The 19399-nt window shown below is 53.8% G+C and carries 20 protein-coding genes and 2 pseudogenes; 9 read left to right on the top strand and 13 right to left on the bottom strand.

Annotated elements, in window-relative coordinates:
- Nucleotide 1 precedes the first annotated feature (1 nt).
- The 5 genes from LAQ73_RS02990 to LAQ73_RS17725 form a co-directional block, all read right to left on the bottom strand.
- Complete coding sequence (locus LAQ73_RS02990) at nt 2-1042, bottom strand: SDR family oxidoreductase (RefSeq protein ID WP_224269771.1); 1041 nt, start codon at nt 1040-1042, stop codon at nt 2-4.
- Between the two features lie 18 nt (nt 1043-1060).
- Complete coding sequence (locus tag LAQ73_RS02985) at nt 1061-2437, bottom strand: SPW repeat domain-containing protein (protein WP_224269770.1); 1377 nt, start codon at nt 2435-2437, stop codon at nt 1061-1063.
- Nucleotides 2434-4359: a glycoside hydrolase family 15 protein gene (locus LAQ73_RS02980; RefSeq protein WP_224269769.1), complete on the bottom strand. Its 1926-nt coding sequence runs from the start codon at nt 4357-4359 to the stop codon at nt 2434-2436. Before LAQ73_RS02980 ends, LAQ73_RS02985 begins: the two co-directional genes overlap by 4 nt.
- 139 nt (nt 4360-4498) lie before the next feature.
- Nucleotides 4499-4876, bottom strand: coding sequence for an SPW repeat domain-containing protein (locus tag LAQ73_RS17795; protein ID WP_425601116.1), 378 nt, complete (start codon nt 4874-4876; stop codon nt 4499-4501).
- Between the two features lie 41 nt (nt 4877-4917).
- A complete protein-coding gene (locus LAQ73_RS17725) occupies nt 4918-5265 on the bottom strand; it encodes a four-helix bundle copper-binding protein (protein ID WP_224269768.1) in 348 nt (115 codons plus the stop codon).
- A 277-nt stretch (nt 5266-5542) separates the two neighbouring features.
- Here LAQ73_RS17725 and LAQ73_RS02970 point away from each other — a divergent pair, with 277 nt between their 5' ends.
- On the top strand, nt 5543-5845 hold the full coding sequence (locus LAQ73_RS02970; RefSeq protein WP_224269767.1) for a hypothetical protein: 303 nt from the start codon (nt 5543-5545) through the stop codon (nt 5843-5845).
- A 6-nt stretch (nt 5846-5851) separates the two neighbouring features.
- Nucleotides 5852-6445 (top strand): hypothetical protein, encoded by a 594-nt coding sequence (locus tag LAQ73_RS02965; RefSeq protein WP_224269766.1) that lies wholly within the window; start codon nt 5852-5854, stop codon nt 6443-6445.
- Between the two features lie 103 nt (nt 6446-6548).
- Here the strand turns inward: LAQ73_RS02965 and LAQ73_RS02960 are convergent.
- Nucleotides 6549-6825 (bottom strand): annotated as a pseudogene (locus LAQ73_RS02960) (hypothetical protein); the annotation flags it as partial.
- Nucleotides 6826-7931: 1106 nt separating this feature from the next.
- Here LAQ73_RS02960 and LAQ73_RS02955 point away from each other — a divergent pair.
- Nucleotides 7932-8816 (top strand): PhzF family phenazine biosynthesis protein, encoded by an 885-nt coding sequence (locus LAQ73_RS02955; protein ID WP_224269765.1) that lies wholly within the window; start codon nt 7932-7934, stop codon nt 8814-8816.
- Nucleotides 8817-8867: 51 nt separating this feature from the next.
- Here the strand turns inward: LAQ73_RS02955 and LAQ73_RS02950 are convergent, their stop codons facing one another.
- Nucleotides 8868-9188, bottom strand: coding sequence for an antibiotic biosynthesis monooxygenase family protein (locus tag LAQ73_RS02950; RefSeq protein ID WP_224269764.1), 321 nt, complete (start codon nt 9186-9188; stop codon nt 8868-8870).
- A 209-nt stretch (nt 9189-9397) separates the two neighbouring features.
- On the opposite strand from LAQ73_RS02950, the gene LAQ73_RS02945 reads away from it, so the two are divergent.
- Together LAQ73_RS02945 and LAQ73_RS02940 are read left to right on the top strand one after the other, a co-directional pair.
- Nucleotides 9398-10582, top strand: coding sequence for a trans-sulfuration enzyme family protein (locus LAQ73_RS02945; RefSeq protein WP_224269763.1), 1185 nt, complete (start codon nt 9398-9400; stop codon nt 10580-10582).
- 333 nt (nt 10583-10915) lie between these two features.
- Entirely contained in the window at nt 10916-11362 is a 447-nt protein-coding gene (locus tag LAQ73_RS02940; protein WP_224269762.1) for an SPW repeat protein, read from the top strand.
- Between the two features lie 34 nt (nt 11363-11396).
- Here the strand turns inward: LAQ73_RS02940 and LAQ73_RS02935 are convergent, their stop codons facing one another.
- Nucleotides 11397-11633 carry a hypothetical protein gene (locus LAQ73_RS02935; RefSeq protein WP_224269761.1) on the bottom strand — a complete coding sequence of 79 codons (237 nt, stop codon included), beginning with the start codon at nt 11631-11633 and terminating at the stop codon, nt 11397-11399.
- A 464-nt stretch (nt 11634-12097) separates the two neighbouring features.
- On the opposite strand from LAQ73_RS02935, the gene LAQ73_RS02930 reads away from it, so the two are divergent.
- Nucleotides 12098-12538 carry a hypothetical protein gene (locus LAQ73_RS02930; protein ID WP_224269760.1) on the top strand — a complete coding sequence of 147 codons (441 nt, stop codon included), beginning with the start codon at nt 12098-12100 and terminating at the stop codon, nt 12536-12538.
- Nucleotides 12539-12948: 410 nt separating this feature from the next.
- Nucleotides 12949-13047 (top strand): annotated as a pseudogene (locus tag LAQ73_RS02925) (riboflavin synthase); the annotation flags it as partial.
- A gap of 30 nt (nt 13048-13077) precedes the next feature.
- On the opposite strand, the gene LAQ73_RS02920 reads toward LAQ73_RS02925, so the two are convergent.
- The gene (locus tag LAQ73_RS02920; RefSeq protein ID WP_224270794.1) at nt 13078-13566 is read right to left on the bottom strand and encodes a hypothetical protein; all 489 of its coding nucleotides are present in this window, start codon (nt 13564-13566) and stop codon (nt 13078-13080) included.
- Nucleotides 13567-14194: 628 nt separating this feature from the next.
- Here LAQ73_RS02920 and LAQ73_RS02915 point away from each other — a divergent pair.
- The gene (locus tag LAQ73_RS02915; protein WP_224269759.1) at nt 14195-14890 is read left to right on the top strand and encodes a hypothetical protein; all 696 of its coding nucleotides are present in this window, start codon (nt 14195-14197) and stop codon (nt 14888-14890) included.
- A gap of 158 nt (nt 14891-15048) precedes the next feature.
- On the opposite strand, the gene LAQ73_RS02910 is transcribed toward LAQ73_RS02915, so the two are convergent.
- Nucleotides 15049-15366 (bottom strand): hypothetical protein, encoded by a 318-nt coding sequence (locus tag LAQ73_RS02910; protein ID WP_224269758.1) that lies wholly within the window; start codon nt 15364-15366, stop codon nt 15049-15051.
- Between the two features lie 852 nt (nt 15367-16218).
- On the opposite strand from LAQ73_RS02910, the gene LAQ73_RS02905 reads away from it, so the two are divergent.
- Nucleotides 16219-16590, top strand: a complete 372-nt coding sequence (locus LAQ73_RS02905; RefSeq protein ID WP_224269757.1) for a DUF7344 domain-containing protein — start codon at nt 16219-16221, stop codon at nt 16588-16590.
- A 441-nt stretch (nt 16591-17031) separates the two neighbouring features.
- Here the strand turns inward: LAQ73_RS02905 and LAQ73_RS02900 are convergent, their stop codons facing one another.
- The 3 genes from LAQ73_RS02900 to LAQ73_RS02890 form a co-directional block, all read right to left on the bottom strand.
- Nucleotides 17032-18075 carry a tyrosine-type recombinase/integrase gene (locus LAQ73_RS02900; RefSeq protein WP_255634989.1) on the bottom strand — a complete coding sequence of 348 codons (1044 nt, stop codon included), beginning with the start codon at nt 18073-18075 and terminating at the stop codon, nt 17032-17034.
- A gap of 35 nt (nt 18076-18110) precedes the next feature.
- Complete coding sequence (locus LAQ73_RS02895; protein ID WP_224269756.1) at nt 18111-18536, bottom strand: hypothetical protein; 426 nt, start codon at nt 18534-18536, stop codon at nt 18111-18113.
- 317 nt (nt 18537-18853) lie between these two features.
- The gene (locus LAQ73_RS02890) at nt 18854-19255 is read right to left on the bottom strand and encodes a hypothetical protein (protein WP_224269755.1); all 402 of its coding nucleotides are present in this window, start codon (nt 19253-19255) and stop codon (nt 18854-18856) included.
- Nucleotides 19256-19399: the final 144 nt, after the last annotated feature.

The following is a 19399-nucleotide window of genomic DNA, read 5'->3' as shown; positions in this document are numbered from 1 at the left end:
CTCAGACCTCTAATGACTCTTCTTGGCCTCTCAACCGCAAAACAGCAGTAATGGCGAGTGAAAACAACACAAATACAGCAGAGAGAAGTTGTCGCCGGTGTGTGGTTAGCCAGAGTTGGTAGCTCCGATTCCGTGCTCGATCGTCGAAATTCCCGTGAGCCCCGTAGTCCGTGTCATCGTCTACGGGGTCCCAGAGATTGTCCTCTCGATTCGAGTCCGCCGGTTCTTCGACCATCTGTGAACTCTCCCCAGACTCGGCTAGCATTCGATCAAGATGCCGTGGGATGATGCGGTTTCCGAGAATTGCTTTCACCGTCGAACTCCCTACCCATAGTTCGTCGCGGTCGTGATGCGCCGTCCAGACGATGGCGTCGGCAGCGACCTCTGGTTGATAGATTGGCGGGACGGGTTGTGCCTTCTTCGGTAACCGGCTTCTTACCCACTCGAACTGAGGTGTGTTGAGCGCCGGCATCTCGACCATCGACAACTGGATACTACTCTCGTCGTGAAGCAACTCGGTACGGACCGATTCGGTGAACCCTTGGATGGCGTGCTTCGACCCGCAGTACGCAGACTGCAACGGAATACCACGATATGCGAGCGCCGATCCGACCTGAACGATCGTACCCTCGTCCCGAGGGCGCATCCGGTCAAGCGCGGCCTGCGTCCCATACACGTATCCGAGGTACGTGACCTCGGTCACCCGCCGGTACTCGTCGGATTCCATCTCCGCTGCCGGCGAGAACACTGACGTCATCGCGCAGTTCACCCAAACGTCGATTGGGCCGAACACGTCCTCCACGGCGTCAGCCGCCCCCTCGACCTGTTCTGGGTCTGAAACGTCAGTCTGGACCGTAAGCGCCTCACCTCCTGCTTCTTCGACGTCCTGACGCGCACCTTCGAGCCCGGCCTCTCCTCGGGCTAGGAGGCCGATCTGTGCGCCCTGTTCGGCGAAGGCACGAGCGGTTGCCCGTCCGACGCCGGCTGATGCACCGGTGATCACGACAACTTCGGACTCGGATGTGGTGTTTCTCTTAGACATGTTTAGTTTGTGTATCTCTCAGACGATGTATTCCTGCCAGAAGCCGTACTGATCCCTGATCGTTCCTTTCGGAATGTTGAGGGCGACGAGCAGCACCCCGACGATGACACCGCTCCATGCTGCTAGCGTCGGAGCAGGGCCAAGAACCCACGGGGCCGCGATTACCCACACCCCCAACGGAATGTTGAGAAAGCGGATTGCACGGGCAGGTTCAGCCGTTGCGATAACTGCGAACGAGACGACGAGAGCGCCGACGAGGTGACTGCTGTCCGCGAGTAGTCCCTGTGTCCCGAAGACGGTCGGCGACAGCATCAGCCAGAAGCCGAGTGCCATCGCTCCGAGGAGATACCACGGAATTGAGATTCCCCAAAACATTCCAGCGGGCCGGTCGCGGTCGCTCCGCGTTTTGTCGGCGATCCCCGCATCTTCCTCGGAGAGCTTTCCTCCCATCCAGAATGCGTGCCAGAGCGAGACACCCTCACTTGTCCGCCGCTTCAGTAGCTGACCCATGGCGACCACCTCGTCGAAGGAGAGGGCGATCATCCAGAGCATCCCAAACGCCGAGAGCAGACACAGCGTACACCACGTTCCGACAAGAATTGGTTGGGAAATGACTAGCAATACCTGAACGAATCCCAGAGGAATGACGACAATGCCGAAGAACGTGACCATCCACGGCATCGTCCGCCAGCGGCTCTTGTCGCCCATGAGCCCCATGAGCGATTCGAGTGCGTATGCGACGGCACCTAACCCGGCATCCGATACAGGAAACGCCTCTGAGACTCTCGAATCGAGAATCTGGACGGTACCGTTTCCGAAGAACGGGTCCCAGACGAAGTCGATGTAGCCGAGCTGGTAGGCGGCCATGTACCGCGAGACGAAGAAGCCGAAAAGGCCGAGGGCGATGATCGGCGCCCGCTGGGCCGCCGTTGATGGATTGTAAGACCAGCCATCGGGGACGGCTGCCCCCTCCATCTCCATACGCATCATGATAATGATCGAAAAGGTAATCACCATGATGCCGACGAGCGAGTCGTTGAGGTATGCCGCCGCCGTCGGTGCGTGGAACACGAGCGGCGCCATCAGCAACCACAGCCCCACGAAGCCGTTGGCATATGACGCCCACGGATTATCCCGGTATAGTGTGAGTCCAGCGAGTCCAATCACCACGAGGCCTGTAATGATGTCGCTCCAAGTCATCCACGTACTCTCGTAGCCGAGCGACATTGGACTCGTCACGAGCCAGAGACCGAGGGCGATGACGGCGTACTGAATCCACGGCTCCTTCAGCGGGTGCATGAGCATCATGTCACCCGGCTCCTGCTCTCTGTTTTTGTCGTGCTGTTCGCCGTTGGCGGACCCTGAGTCGTTGTTAGGGTGTTGACCGTCAGTCATTTTTTTCGATGATTGCTATCTGTCGATTCGGTACTGTGCGCGTCAAGAGATCGATCAGGAGAACTCTCTTCTGCGCCGATCTCAACGTCAAGTGTCGTCTGCTGACCTTCGAGGTAGAGGACGCTCGTGATAAGTCCGATGTGACTGAACGCTTGCGGGTAATTGCCGATCTGTTTGCCCGATTCCGGATCAATCTCCTCTGCGAGGAGTCCGAGCGGGCTGATGAACTGTGAAACCTTCTCGAAGACTTCAGTTGCCTTGTCGACGCGTCCGGCGAGCGCGAGCGCGTTGATCAACCAGAACGAACAGACGACGAACGCCCCTTCCTCGCCGGGGAGGCCATCGTCACCTTCGAGACGCTTCACTAATCCGTTCGGTGAGAGGAGCCGGTCGATGATTGCGTCTATCGTTCCTTGAACTCTCGGATCATCTGGCGGAAGAAATCCGACGATGGGGAGCCGGAGGGTCGCAGCGTCTAGTTTCTCGTCCTCTTCGAACGACCGGACGAAGCTCTCAAGTTGATTGTTGTATCCGCGTTCCAGTACCGTTTCACGGATTCGTTTCCGCTCTTCACACCAGCGCTCGGTCGGTCCCTCAACATCGGTTTCATCGACGAACTTGATAGCTCGGTCGAGGACCGCCCAGCACATCACCTTCGAGTACACGAACTGTTCTGGGCCGCTCCGCACCTCCCAGATACCGACGTCTGGTTCTTGCCAGACGTCGCAGACGTGATCGGCAATGTCGCGAATTAGGGTCCAGTGATTCTCGAGGTGGTCAGCGCCGTACTGAACCGTCTGGTAAACGCCGACGACGAGCTCGCCGTACACGTCGAGCTGGCGCTGTGTCGCCGCTTCGTTTCCGATTCGAACTGGTGCCGAGTCACGGTACCCTGACAAGTTGTCTAAGGTCTGCTCGTCGAGATCTGTCTCTCCGTGCAGGCCGTAGAGGGGTTGCATCTCGGCAGGCGTTCCTTTCGAACAGTGGTCGAGACACGTCTCAAAGTAGTCTACCGCCTCCTCGAGGTGACCTAGTTCGGCAAGTGCCTGAACCGCGAACGCTGAGTCACGTATCCAATTATACCGGTAATCCCAATTTCGAACCCCGCCGATAACCTCAGGAAGTGACGTAGTCGGGGCTGCACAGATTGTCCCTGTTTCCCGGTGGATCAAGAGCTTCAATATGAGTCCCGATCGGACCGCGAGGTGGTGCCATCTACTACCGACCGAGCATGAGGACGTGTCAGGGCATGAGTGGGCCCAGTTTTGCCAGTAATCGACGACTGCTTTGAGCTGTTTGTAGTGGTCGTCTGGTCGGTTCTGAGTATCTTCGTTGTAGCTAAGGACAAACCACTGCTCTTCGTCGTCTGCCAGTGTGAACGAGGCGCTGGCTGCCTCGCCTGTGACCTCGAACGGAGCAGTACTTGAGAGGAATACCGACTCATTGTTGCCACGAGCGACGACTCCGTTCTTGGTCTGTTCAACGGTCGGCATTTCCCTGGCGTAGTCAAATCGAGGTTCGAAGTTGGCGACGAACTCGACTGCTCCACTATCGCAGACGATTCGCCGAAAGATCGCTCGATGACCGTCGGAGGTCGTCCGCTTAGGGATCGGCATAAAATCCGTCACCGTTGCGTGTCCGTTGGACGTTCGAAACCGAGTCTGTAAGACGTTCGTTCGGTCTATGTACGTCTGCCCTGACTCGAACGATCGAGCTGGTTTGATAGTCATATGCCCCCCGCGTTGAGTGTCGAGAATCCGAGCGAAGATGGAAGGGGACTCTACGTGAGGGAAGCAACACCAGTCAATCGCTCCGTCGTTTCCGATAAGCGCGACTGTTTCGAGGTTTCCTATGACACCGTATTCCTCGAGTGGTTTGTGCGTGTTTCCTCCGTTTCTAGAGAACTCCTCTGGGGCGCTCACAGTTTCACCATTGGGTGATAGATTCGCTGGTCGTTGTGTGACCGTAGCTTGTCTGTTCGCCGGTCGAATCAAGCGCGAAGTCTTCCATTGTCATCTCTGTCCTAATTTTGTAGTCTTTTTTCTTTTCAATGACATTTTTCTATGCGTCCTCAGGGTATGTCTGCGTATTCACTCTCCGGACACGAGGTGCAGCATAGATGTTGTACAACGCGAGCGAGGTAACTCCAATCCCGACAATGACGTTGTTCCATAAGAAAAGACCAGGAACCCCGAATACAAACGGAGCAACGAGCAACCACCCCCCGAGCAGACCGTTAACGGCTGCTGCACGTCTATCGAGCATTTCTCGTCTCTGCTCTCGAGAGTAGTTGTAGCCTGAAATGACCAAGATGACACTACCGACGACGACATTATTCCACTGGCTCACGACTGGTGCTCCGAGGACAGATGGGGCAACGAACAACCAGAGCCCTAGAACTGCGGTCACCGCCACCGTCCACTTTGTTGGGGATTCCATGGAAATAGTTGGAAGCCGAACCGATGATGTCCGAGCTGCTATTAGGAGGAAGCCATTTCGCGGCAGGATTCAGCGCATTCGCGCAGAACCTTCGCACAAACCTGACAGTGTTCGGCGTCGTGACGCTTGCACTCTTCAGCACACTCCTCGGCAGCCCCGGCAGTGGCCTCAGCAAGTTGCGTACTGTAGTTCGAGTTACGGACCATGAACCGTGCATTGAGTGACGCAAGGTCTGCAACGTCACGGCAGAGCCGCAGGCATTCTGCCATCTCTTCGCCTTCACCTGCACACTCATCCGCACACCATTCACACGCCTGCACGGCTTCGAGACAGTTGTCAATGCACTCTTCCATCGTCCCCTCTACGTGGTCGATCTGAGTTAGCGCCATTACAAGAGCCCTTTCTCGGTTGACGGGCTTTGTTACTCGGTGGCCAAGGCTGAAGGCGGATTAATGAGATGGTGGTAATGGAGGATATATCTGAGAAGCGGAATGATGAGATGGGTCGAAATGAGCGGTATGAGGACTCTTTCATCAGGAATTGATTCTTAGGTCATTTTGTGGTAAGGAAATTGAAATAGTGGGTCTCATATACTTCTTGAGGGCTGGACAGAATCGAACTCTGGGCTGCCCGTAGCGTAAAGACGCTTCATGCTGTACCGTTTGTATGGTCGATTCGGCAGTCCACATTCTCAGCGTCCTGTTCGCCATCGTTAGTGGAACGGGTGCCGGGCTGTTGTCCATCTTATTCTGGCGAGTCGCCCACGACTCACCATTCGGCACCCTCGTTGCATTACTCTCAATGGCGATGTCCGGGATGATTATCTATCATGTCGTCTTATTCCTGTTTGCGCCGGACTCGTTCTTTCTTGATGCGCTCCGAAGTGCACTTTACACGATTCTCGCCATTTTCATTTGGCTGGTGATTGCGACACATCAGCAGCTCAAGCGTACTGCAACAGGAGGGTGAATACTCATGATAGAGCCTATTCACATTACGGTTTACAATTTATTGATCGGCATTATTACGGGCGTCGGCGTGATTTATTTCCTTTTCCTTAAACCGGCTATCGTCGAATATCATCAGTTCCTCTTTGTCACCATAATCGGGCTACTCCTGTTTCTTGTCGGTGGACCACTCACCGAACTACTCGCCCCTGAACTGGTCCACTGGGTTCACGGACTTGCATCCATACTGGTGATTTTAGGTCTGTACAATCCAGTGACGCGGGATATTCGCCACGATGCTTGGACCAACATTCTTCTCAAAGAGCCAAGCCAAGTTCGCGAGCCCGCCGACTGGATGTTGCCGATTGACGATACAGTTCTGAATCTGTTCGACTCAGCGGATCTCGTCTTGACCCCGTCGATCATTGCTCATAACATCGATTACAGCCGTGACGAGGTGAACCGCAGACTCATTGAGTTGGAAAAGCGTGGGTTCGTGACTAAAGTCGACCGGGGGAAATACCGGATAACGGCGCTCGGACGTCAGTATCTCAATGGAGCTGTCTCAGCTAGTCTTCGAGGTCAATTGCGACATCTTTGGAACTTTAGGTTCGGTAGGTGATATTTGATAGGATAAGAACTCTCGCGTAACTTTCTACCGACGGCACGTAGAATGGCGTTTTCGATTATCTTTGGCTCCTTTGCTCCACCTTGTTCAATCCTCCTCAGAAGACCCCTGCGATGAAACCAACGCCCATAATGGTGAGAACGGCAGCGGAGAACGCGGGGAGATACGGCGTGTACCGCACGACCAGTTTTTCGGAGTGGTGGTAGCCTGCAATCAACAGCATCGTCAGTCCGACGATACCCACGATGACCGTGAGACCACGCACTCATGAGTTCGAGGCAGTAGTTCGACCCGGTACAGAGCGCGATGATCTCGAACTTCTCCTCGTGTGCGAACCCGAGGACGAACGCGAACCACGCGATACCGAGGAGCCCCCACAGTTCGGAGTTTAGGTCCTGTTGCGTGCTTATTTTCACATCAGTTGAGTCTGGTGAGGCTCTAGACTCGTATTCTCCGAGATCGCTATGGACGCACTCACGCCTGATGAATTGGAGACGCTCGCTGAACTTTAACAGGGATATGTGGTGGCCGCAGTATCAGATGGTAGATGATGAGACGGAATTGCCGTCTCTGTACTTGGCTGAGATTGAGCTGGTGAAGGATTGGAAACCCGGCTTCTATTGAGACTCGGTGTAAAGCACAAAACCTGACCCAGAGCTGTAACCGTGTGAGTCCACGGTTTTGGTCGTACTGAATCGAGCTTCTGTATCTCGCACGGTGTTTCTGGCTGAACCTTGGTAGTTCGCAGAGGTGCTGCTGAATACAGAGCGCGTATCGGTTATAAGTTCGATCTGGATGTGGGGAGTCGAACTGCTCCGTATAGATATTGCACTGGTCACTCAGACGAAACATCTTATACGAATCGAGATAGTCTGTCGTGTACGCCGACGCTATGACTCTCCTCGAAATTCTGTTCGGAACCGGACTTGTTGTCGGGGTAGCTGTAGCTGTTCTCGTGTATCTCGCCTGTGTGAGACGGGGAGTCTCATCAACCAGTCGCTTCGTACGGGCACTCGTTTGTGGTGGGGGCAGTTTCGGTAGTTTCCTCGTCCCATACGTGTTTTCGCAGGAACTACGATACCTGTACTTTCAGGTACTGAAACCCCGACCAATCGCGGTTCATCCTCGTGAGTGGCTTTTGGTCAATCTCATGGCGGGGCTCGTAATCGGAGTCGTACTCATGGGTCTATATTTCGCAAGGAGCAGATTCCAGAGCAGGAAGCAAGCCGAAGTGCACTAAATGCCAAATCACTCGGTGCGCACGCTCTACTCGCAGTTAGTTCAGCCCCGATGAGACGGAATAAACGAGGTCTCCGTGAGAGATGCATTCTCTGTATCTCGCATACTGTTTCTGACAAGGATTGGGTAGGTTTCAGCAAGCGTGCTGAATACAGGGCGCATATCGTTCACAGAGACCGCCACGATTTAACCTCGTCAGAATCGCTACAAATATTCATGTACCGTACACCGATAGACGCAAATGTCGACTAACCGAGTTCATTTCGTCGATGTATTCGCTCAAGGGAAGTACACAGGAAACCAACTGGCAGTCGTCCGTGACGCATCGAACTTGTCTACTGATGAGATGCTCGCTTTCACCCGTGAGACAAACTTCTCCGAAGCGACGTTCATCGAATCGCCTGACACGACAGAGGCCGGATACGATGTCCGAATCTTTGACCCCGCTGAGGAGATCCCCTTTGCCGGCCACCCAACACTCGGAACAGCATTCGTAATTCGTGAACACCTCCGAGACGATCTCCCGGAGGAAGTTGTGCTTAATCTCGGCGTCGGCCAGATTCCGGTTTGGGTCGAAAACCACGACGGCTACGAGACCTACTGGATGCGGCAAATTCAGCCGACCTTCGAGGACGAGTTCTCATCGGAACTGTTCGCAGATATTCTCGGTCTCAACACGGCGGATATCGATGACTCCCACCCAATCAGGCTTGTCTCGACGGGTCTTCCCACCGTCGTTGTCCCCTTGACCTCCCTCAGCGCCGTCCAACGAGCCGAGACGCAACTGGAACCGTACTATAATCGGCTCATCGATTCCTACGGCAACTTGAACGTGCTCGTGTTCTCTTCTGAGACGGCTGAGGACAACGACCTGCATGTCCGTGTATTCGCTGACTGCGCTGGCGTCCCAGAAGACCCCGCTACAGGCTCCTCAAACGGTTGCCTCGCCGCCTATCTCGTCGAGCACGACTACTGTGACACGGACGAGATTGAGGTCACCGTTGAACAGGGCTACGAGATGGATCGCCCCTCACACCTCCAACTTCGAGCAGCGAAAATGCCAGATGGTATTATTGTCGAAGTCGGAGGGCGCGTGATTCCGGTCTTAGATGGGAAACTCCAATGAATATGTATTACTATTAAAATATAGTTTCACCTGAACCAACATGGCGAACCCCTACCCGAGTGGGCTCGCATCGTCACCGAACCCACTTCCATATCTCTCAACGACTTCTGTAACGGTGACCTCATACGCATCGTACCACTCCGTCCACCGCTGTTTCGCACGTTTGTGGTCCGTATCCACTCCAAACGACTCGATTGCGTCCAACGACTCCCAGTAGTAGACGACAAGAATCTCCTCACTATCTGGTGCATGCCACGTCTGCTTGCCCCGATATCCCTCCGTGTCCTCGGCAGCCGCTTGTATCGCGTCATTCAGCTCATGAAACTCCGCATCGTACTCACCGGGAGCGAGGCGGAACGTTACCAAATACATCTGGACTATTCACCCGTCCACGCGAACAAGACGCTTCCCCTCAAAGCATACAACATTTAGCAACCAACGACTCGCTGACCCACACGCAAGTCGGGGTTGGGTTTCTGGCCACCCTCGCCGGGAACTTCACGCCTATCCTTCACAACAGAGAACATCACTATGAATACCCCTCTAAATCGGGTCCGAGTGGGTCCCGTGGTGAGTATCCGATGACACGACACAATAACCAGCCCGACAGAAATCGATTCGCAACCATCGCAGTCGGCGCAGCTAAAACCGAGACGCATCCTCACAGGGAGGGAACGAATGACGTCGTCCCACCGATCCACCTCTCAACTACGTTCGAGTGGGTCAGCGGGGAGGACGCCAATGAACACGACTATTCACGCGAGAGCAATCCGACTCGGGCAGCCCTCGAAGAGCAGTTAGCCCGCCTCGAAGGCGGCGAGCATGGGTTGGTGTTCGCTTCCGGAATGGCCGCCACATCGACGACGATGCTGTCGCTGGTCCCCCCGGGAGGCCACGTCGTCTCCTCGGACTCCATCTATAGCGGAACCGAAAAACTGCTCACGGAACACATGGCCGGACATCTCGGCGTTGACATCGACTTTGTTGACGCCCGTGACGCCGACAACGTCGCCGATGCAGTCAACGCGGACACTGACTTGATCTGGGCAGAAACACCGTCGAACCCCTTGATTAGGTTGTGCGATATCCAAACGATAGCCGACATCGCCGATGACCACGATGCCCTGTTCGGCGTGGACAGTACCTTTGCGAGTCCGTACTACCAAGCCCCACTCGAACGGGGTGCCGACGTCGTCGTTCACAGCACCACCAAGTATCTCAACGGGCACTCCGACTCGATCGGCGGTGCCGTTATCACCGACGACAAGGAGGTTTTCGAGCAATTAGCGTTCGCGCAGCGGGTTGGACTTGGGAATATGCTTTCGCCGTTCGACTGCTACCTCGTTGCGCGAGGCATCAAGACGCTGCCCGCGCGGATGGAACATCACGAGAAGAACGCGATGGCAGTTGCCCGGTTCCTCGAAAACCACGATCGAGTCGTTCGTGTCCACTATCCGGGTCTTGAGAGCCACCCGCAACACGACCTTGCGAGTGAGCAGATGTCAGGGTACAGCGGGATGCTGTCCTTCGAATTCGATGGTACACTCATCGAACTTGAGGCGTTCATCGAGGGACTTGAAGTATTCACGCCGGGAGCAAGTCTCGGTGGGGTTGAGAGCCTTGTTGAGGTGCCGTCACTAATGATCCCCGACGAGTTCAGTCGTAGTGGCGATTCAGCGGAGATTCCCGAGACGCTGGTCCGAATTTCCGTTGGCCTCGAAGACGCCGATGACCTCTGCGAGGATCTTCAGACGGCGCTACCGTAAGCTCAACCCTATTCATCGTAGCCTGTTCACTAACCTGAGTAGCAGAGAAACGAACGACAGGCTGCTGAATACACCCTCTGTATCCCGCACGATGTTTCTGACAGGGACTGAGCAGATTTCTGTGGGTATGCTGAATAGAGGGCGCGTATCGGTCTCTGATCGGCATTCGAATGTGAGCGAACTGAATCGATCACTACAGAGACGCTATTGATCAGCGCAGACATCGTTTATTACACAACTTAGCGAAGAGGAAGTTCTGCTTCTTTTCTACTGGGAATTACAAGTAGCGCGCTTACATCCATTGACAGCCTCTTAACAAGAGAGGAAACTGATATGAGTACCAATACTACGGACGAGCGGTCGCGCAGTCAGAGCGCGAACCCGGACGAGAGCGGCAAGGGATTATCGGCCGTCATCGCGCTGCTTGGGCTGTGGATGATAATTCAAGCCATCATGTTCGACATCACCGCCACGCAGTTCGGGAACGATGTCATCATTGGCGGCCTCCTGTTTGCCGTCGGCGCGTACAACTACTCCCGTCGATCGAACGAAAGAGTTGGAAGCATCGCTGCCGCTTCAGTCGCTGCGTTGTTGGGCCTGTGGCTCATCGCAGCGCCGTTCATGTTCGGCGCTGACGCGGGGTTCACAGAAGCTACCAACGACTTGGCGTTCTGGAACGACGTCATAGTCGGCCTCCTCGCGTTCGCCCTCGGTGCCTACAGCGCCTATGAGGCACGTGAGGAGCGCAAGGAAGCGGAAAACCGAAGAACTGCAACCTGAGAAGGTTACCTAAAGGGCATCTTCGGACGCCACGCTATTTATTTTCAATCCACTGTTGTGAGAGCGTTTCACGCCGATACGCTGCGACGTGATAGGTAGTGACTTGTACCGAATACGCAGCCGTCAGCGCCGCAAAGAGACCGATCAGGGGGAGCAAACCGTCGTATACGATGCCGTTGATCAACTGGAGAAGCGCAAACAACGGAAGGCCAAACGTGAAGATCCCGGTGCGGACGGGGAACTCACGGGCCATTCGGAAGAATACGTCCATCTGGCTCATTCTCTTTGTGGACATTATTTCCTTGGCTCTACTCTCGGTGTCACTCTCACCGTCGGATATAGTCACTTCGAAATCCCCCAGCGGAAGAATACCGCCGAGGAACTCTCGCCGAGGTCGATAGCGATAAAGGTGGTCAACAAGATGAGAGTCCAGTATTACAACTGAGTTTGGGAAGTACGCACACCCACCTACCGGTTGTTTCGCCACTAAGGGCGTGAAACGAATGATGCTCGATTGTTGAATACACCCTCTGCATCTCGCACGCGCCTTCTGACAGGGAATGGGTAGTTCGTCGTAACCGTGCTGAATACAGAGCGCGTATCGGCTATCGGTCAGTCGCCATTGGTGGTCGTACCGAGTATTAGATACAGAGAAACTATCTATCAGGGGATTGCATTGTCTCTATTGCGATGACAGATGACTCTGACTGGCCGCTTCCGAGTCAGTCTCAACGTGTGCGAACACTCCTCTATCTTGCAGAAGGAATGATAATTGGGCCAGGCATTACTGTCCTTCTGCTCAGCACCCTCGGGGCGTTTTTCATAGATGTTAAGACTGGTTCGTTCAATCCTACTCTTTCGGCCTTTGGCGCATTCACCCTCCTCATCGTCCTCTTTTTTCTCCTTCGAGGTGCCGTCTTTTACAGCAGGGGACGTCGGTACTCTCGGGATGACCCACCAGAATACCAAGACTGGAAGGAGACGCGGCGGTGGATCTGGGTTGGCGCGGTAGCAATTGCGATTAGTGGGTTGCTTTTCGGTGCGTCAATGTTTCTCTGGGGGTGGTGGGCGGTTGTGTTTTTACAGGAAGCGAGGATTTTCATGCTGACCACAATTATGGGTGGTTTTTTACTGCATCTGTATGTCCTTAATCATATCGGAGTGGAAATTCTCTGACTCAGATATATGACGAGCGATCAATACGCTCACCGTCCTAACGGCTGCTTCATCACCGAGGACTTGAAAAGAACGATACCCGATTGCTGAATACATCCCTCTGTATCTCGCATTCCGTTACTGACAGCCGTTGAGGAGTTCGCTCACCGACTGCTGAATAGAGGGCGCAAATGCAGAATGTCCCTCTAGTGAATCTGAGAGGGGTTTCACCTTTTCCGAAAAGTTACCTTGAGTCTCGTTATGCGTCAGCGACTTCTCCGGTCGGCGTTGATGCGCTGCCGCGTTTGTCCGCCAACAACCCTCCTACGGCCCCGAACACGAGCGGATACGCGATATCGAAAAACACCGACGGAAGCCCGACGGGGGAGGTGACGGTGAAGACGAACGCTCCGACGAGAAAGAGCGGAAAGTATCCTGCGACCACGCTCTCAGAAAAATCCGATTGTGACTCGGTTCACGTTGAAATCGACGTGGTGGTGAAGTACGTCGAGAACATGCTGGAGAGGTACCATCCGGAGTATAATCGAAGAAGACGAGTTCTACGCCAGTTGGTGTTTTTGTTTCCGCTTAGTGACTGCTGCGTAGAAGAAGAGAATGAGGGCCGTAGTGATACCAATCAGTGCTGCAAGGATCCTCGCCGGATAGAAGTAGAACGCAGAGGCGAGACAGACGAGACCGGATACGAGGAAGGTTTCCACGCCGTATTCCAGTCCGAAAAGAAACAGTGAGAGTGCGAGTCCGGCAAACGTGAGCATGAGAAGAGTATAGACCACGTCGAAGCTCGAAAATGTGAGTACGCTAATTACGAGAACACAAACGAAAATAATCGGAGCGAAGTACTTCCCGGCAGATTTGCCATCACCTGGTCTGAAGGCGGCAAACACGGATAGCAGAAGGAGAAGAATCAGAGCGAGAGTGAGCGTGAATGGATACGAGGAGACAACGAGCGCAATTGCCGAAGCGATTGCAAAGAGAACTCCGACAATTCGAATAACGGTTTGTGCCTTTCTGTCGAGTGAATTAGTCATCTGTTACACCACTGTGGGTTCTATTTACACGTTCTGGTCCTGACATTGCTGTTGTCTATAAAGTCAATTTAACAAAATATAGTTAATCGGCAGATACCCCGCGTTAGGTGGTGGTCGATGTACCGGAGCGGACTTTTCGTGATTCAGCTATCGGATGCGTTCTTGAGGTAACGAAGACGACTGCCGAGCGCACAGCAACTACCCGCCTCAGCCCTCCCCAACCTCGCGGTCAGCACAAGCACCGACTGTTCCCTCACGTGGGAACGGCGCGGCTCTGTTGAGGCCCTCAGTTTCTAATAGTTTTGTTGACGCCGTGTTGAATACAGAGCGCGTCTCGGTCACTGACTCCCAACCAACTGTGCGAAGACTTCACTCGTTTTGACTTCCTCCATCGTTTCAGCCGACACACTTCACAGAAAGCTTATTCGTCGTCACAGAACACTGTCTTCAATCGATGCCTTCCCTCTGGTCCCGACGCAATGCCCTTTGCCTCACTGGAGCAGCCCTCAGCTCACTCACAGGGTGTCTCAGTAACTCAACGAACCAATCGGGTACCGACACAAAGAGTCCTTCGAGACAAACCCAGACACCACTCCCAACGGGCACAGCGGAGTTGTCCGTCGAAAGTGTGGTTACCACGCCAACATTGGTCATCCCAAATTCTCCAGACTCGATCGGAACGTACGGAAGAGAAAGCGAGCAGTTCGTTTTCGCCAAAGTTGCAAGAGACATCTCCGCGATTTCTCCCACAGATTCAATCACTTTCACAGCTGACGGAACGATTTACTCACCTCAAAATCTCGAGGAAATTACGTGGAGTGATTCTCCGTGGGTTAATGGTGATACCTACACGGTTGACCCGACAGACACGGTCTGGTTCTCTGTTCCTAAACCTCTCGAGGCAACCGAAATCGCGATTCAGGGGACGACTGGAAACTATGAGTTGAGTGAGGACATGGTGAGAAAATTGGCGCGACCGCCTACCGAGTTCGAGGTAAGTGAGTTTTCCACACCTGCGTCGGTTGCGAATGGAGACACGGTTACTCTCACGCTCGTCGTTGAGAATGTTGGAGAGGTAGCTGGGACCTTCATCGGGGCGCTCAACCGTATTGGTCCTGAAATTGCTTACATACCCGTCGAGGCTATTGCGCTTGAAGTCGAAGCGGGTGAGTCGGCAACGTGGACGTATTCACGTACACCCTACATCAGTTCGCCTACCGGTGATGCGAACATGAAGTTCAATATGCAATCGAGTGGTGGACGGCGTTCAACAGAAACCACGATTACCACCAGCACATCGACAGAAACCACAGACGATTTGTGAAGAGTCTCAGCACACGGTTCTGACGCCGGATTGAGTGTTTATCGTGGCTATGCTGAATAGAGAGCGCTTATCGGTCACCTATCGATCGTCTCCTTGACAGAGGGACAGAGTCAGAGATTCAGAACACGCAATTACTGTCCAGTGTCTGAGCGGATTGTTCAGGCTAGATATCGGCGGACAGCGTATTCGACGACTCCTCCAAGAACGGCAGTCGTGAGCGTGTAGACGCCGCCAAAAATGTAGAAATCCAGCGGAGGAATCCCCATCACCCGCCATGGCTCATGAATCGTTTGCCAGTGACTATCGAAGTGAATCACGAACCACACGGCGACGCTGAGTGAGGGGACGACCAGTTGCTGTTCGAGGAACAGGACAGTCGGAACCAGCCCGAGAAGTACAAGCCCTACGACGGTACCGATAAACCAGACGTTCATCGGATACGAATAGGAAAGCACTGCCACCGGCTCCTCATACATCGTTGGATACGGCTCACGAGACGCAAACCAGAGCCACACTATAGTGATTAGCAACAAGTGAGCGACCCCAGTTACGCCCCCAATCGCCACGTTTCGCCGAGAGGGTCGAAGGTGTTGCACACCTACTCTCCTCAGCAATAAAATATAATCATATGTATGTTCTTCGCCGAGTTGCCGAATAGAACCTCTGTATCTCGCACTCCGTTACTGACAGCAATTGAGGTGTTCGCTCACCGCCTGCTGAATACAGCGCGCGTATCGGTCACATCGTTACGTTTGTCTCGACACTCAGTGTAAAACGGTCGCTTAGCGCTCTTCTCGGAATATCCTGTACGGAAACGAAATAAATACGACGAGTAGGGCAAGGGCGAGAATACTACCCGTTATAATGATACTGTAGTCACCCCACGTATGCGTCGATACGGCCAGAAATATCAAAACCAATGCAATAATTAGCCCCAAGAGTTGGCTATCGAATCGGAGAGATGGATTGAACTGAGTCGTCATTGTCTCCACTCGTAAACTCTGTTGTGACTTTTGAGACTGATCCTCTGGCTGGTCGTCGTCCATAGTACCTATAATAGTATAGTACAAGAGAAATATACCCTCTCTATTCAGCATACAACATTTGACATAGATTGGGAAGGTTTCAGCGGCTGTGCTGAATAGAAGGCGCGAATCTCGCATAGTCAAGGGTAGGAAACACACATACCCTGAGTTGCCACGATTGCTCGACCTCGGGAAGATGGATATACGGCACAGATACTCGCCGTAGCGAGTGAGTCTACACGCGCTACGATTAATGAATTGAGTGAGAGCAATTCATATTCCAGGTACTGACTTGGGGGTGGTATGGAATTACTAGACGAGGTCTTTTCGCTATTCAGCACGGAACGACGACGGTTTGCATTGTACTACCTGAAGGGCGCGGAAAGCCCGGTATCAATCGACGAACTCGCAGAGAAAATCTATGAGTGGGAAGAGAACGGGTCGTGTGACACTATCCCCGACGATGAGCTACAAAAGGTAATTCTCTCGCTAGAACACTCTCACCTTCCGAAACTTGAGGATGCTACACACGTCGAATACGACCGCACCAATGAGCAAGTCCGTATCTCGGGACTGTCAGCAGAGGCTGACGTGATCCTCTCTGTTAGCGAGGCTCTTGAACAACCCTCCCAGACCAACGATTTTGTCGTCTCTCAGCTCGGAAAATCCCCGTGAGATATAACCTTGATATCGGAGATGAGTTTTTCAGCAGGTGATGAATTGGATAATACAGTGCGGAATATAACCTCTAAGTCGGTCACGCTGATCCTGACGGAAGTTGAGCAGTTTGGGCCGCGCGTGCTGCATACACAGTGCATACTGAGTTCAGAGTACCAGTGGTCTGCGAGCATGTCTGTTCGATTGACTTCGAACATCTACCAGTACCGTGTCTTCGAAGAAGTAACGGAAATACTCGCCGCTACTAGCTGGTGAATTGGGGGTACGAGACGTGTATACCCTAATTTCGGACATCGAGAGTGGCTTTTCCAAAATATGGTTGTTCAAATTATGTTGAATTCAGAATAGACTTCTCCGTCCAGTCTCACATGGGGTGTAGAGATAGACTCACGAACGCAAATACCCCTGTTTTAGAGTTGTGAGAGCCTGCTTTCGAGGTTACGTGTCATCAATCCCAAGCGGATCGACTGTCTCGACAACATTGTCATCGTTATCGAGCAGCGAGAGTAATCCGTCGCTGGTGCGTTTTACGCGTAGGGAGTCACCGTGTTCTTCGAGGACACCGAATGGAACCCAAACCGTCGTTTCTTCAGTCTCGTTGTCAGCGTATGGGAGGGTCAGAGGTGCGGTGTCGGTGTCGGTTGGACTCGCCGATCCGAATAGCGAGTACCCCACAACTTGTTCGATTTTATCCTGGTGACGGCTTCGATGTGACTCAGGCAGATCTTCGGGCGTTGAAACAATCTGGGACGGACTGTTGAGCAGAGTCGTGGCGAGGTCATCGTCCTCCCCGTACTCCTCAATATACTGCACGAACCATTCTGGGCGCATCTCCAAGTCGATTTTTTGACCACACTGCGGACAGAATCGCATACTCGAATCAATCGAGACGTTACAGTTTGGACAAGATTTGATTGGTGCGACAGTACGGGCGTCGTCGTTTTCATGTTCAATACCGAGCGTGTCGATGATTTGACTGTTGACATTGTCCCCGGTAAGGTGCTCATAGCGTTTGAGCTGCCCAGACTCGCGTGCCCAACCCGCTCGATACTCGATTTCCCGGTCGGACATCCCGCGAAGTGCCCAGATTGTTACTGCTGAGTGTTTCATGTTGTGCGGATGCAGTTTCTCAAAATCGATGTCGGTATTTGTCGCTAACCGACGCATCCGTCGGCGAAACGCTGCGGGGCTGATGGACCCGTCGTCGCTCGGGTCATCTTCTCGATAGTGTCTCCCGATTTTGTGAAAAAGGGGAGCCTCAGGCTCCTCTGGGCGTGGATGCTCCGATCGGAGATACGATCGGATGTACCCACTGCTGATGGTCGCGACATGTGTACGACCACCGCTTCCTTTCTGACCGAGGGCTTCGTCGTTCAATGTGATTTCCCCAACGCTCGCGCCATCCTCGAATTCGAAGTCCTTGACCCTGAGAGAACACAGAGCAGCGATTCGGAGACCTAAATCGATTAGGACAGCAAACATGGATTGATCCCTGAGGCGGTTGCTGGCTTCGTCAATCAGGATACGGACTTCTTCGGGCTGAGGATGTCGTCTTCGTCGATCTTACCCCCTGAGTCGTCCTTCGCTAGCGAGATCTCATCTTTGTTCGCCGCTACATCCTCCTCAACTTCGTCGAGAAACGATCGGATTGATTTTTGGTAGTTCCGCTTTGTGCCGTTCGTCCAGTTGCGGTCGTTGGCGAGAGTGGAGACGGCGTCGGTCCAGTCGAACTTTGTTGCTTCTGAGAGTGGTACTTCGAGCTCTTCTTGGAGGGTGAGTAAGTGCCCGAGATGGCCGAGTGTGGTTGAGTCGGCGTTCGAGTCGCGAAAGTTCGTTAGCCAGTACTGCAAGAGCTGCCGGTCCTCTCGGGGGAGCTCTTGTAGGTCTTCGATGCGGCTTTCTAACCTACTTTTATCATTGTTGAGATCGTTGAGGTTCGGCACGATTGCTCAGTTGTTCTCAGAAGAGGATTATTACCTTTACGAGCAGAATCCGCCCGGGACTACTTTCTGGGAGCGTCAGCGAGCAGTGATAGTGACTACGCGGATTCGAAGCAGAGAGCGAACGGAGTGAGCGACCGCGGGTCGAATCCGCCGGGACTACACGGCACGTCCGAGAAAGAACTCGATTCTTCGACGGTGGTTGACGCAGGGTTCTCCGATTCCTGCGTTACGCTGTTATCTTAGCTGCCGCCGCCTCCGCTTTGATTACCGCCCTGACCGCCACCGCCGGTCGAAGCGAGCGTAACCGAGATCACACCCTAGTCGTTGTCCTGAAAGAGCGAAAAGTCCGGCTGGAGCGTGAAGCTCTGCCCCGACTGAATCTGCGCGTTCTGCGGCGTGAAGACGAGCACACGCTCGTTCGTATTCCGGTACATCCCTATCCGGGTGTTGTAGTCGTTGAAGGGAGTGAACCCGAGATTCTGCGGGGTGTAGTTGATCGGATTGGAGACGATCTGTAGCCGCGCCCCCGGGCGGTAGTCCTGGACGAACATCCGCGCGTCGTACTGCTGTTGCTGACCGCCGCCCTGCTGGGCGGCGGCGGTGTTCGTCCCCCCGAGTCCCAGCGCGAGTCCGCCCGCTGAGAGCGCGCTGGCTTTGAGGACGGTTCGACGCGTCGAGTCACTCTGCCCCGTGTCGGAAGTGTTCTGTTTCTGTGACATGGTGTTTGAGTCTGTGATCCGTTTGGTCGGGCGTCGTCGCGTTCGGTCTCGACCACCGGTCGTCGGTCCGCAGCGGCTTGTCGGCACACTGCACCGGCGGTATGTCAAATATCTGAGAGAAGTTCCTAAAGCGTTGGCCCTGAT

Origin of the sequence: Haloprofundus salinisoli (genome assembly GCF_020097815.1) — an archaeon.
GTDB lineage: Archaea > Halobacteriota > Halobacteria > Halobacteriales > Haloferacaceae > Haloprofundus > Haloprofundus salinisoli.
This window is presented reverse-complemented; position numbering and strand designations above follow the sequence as displayed.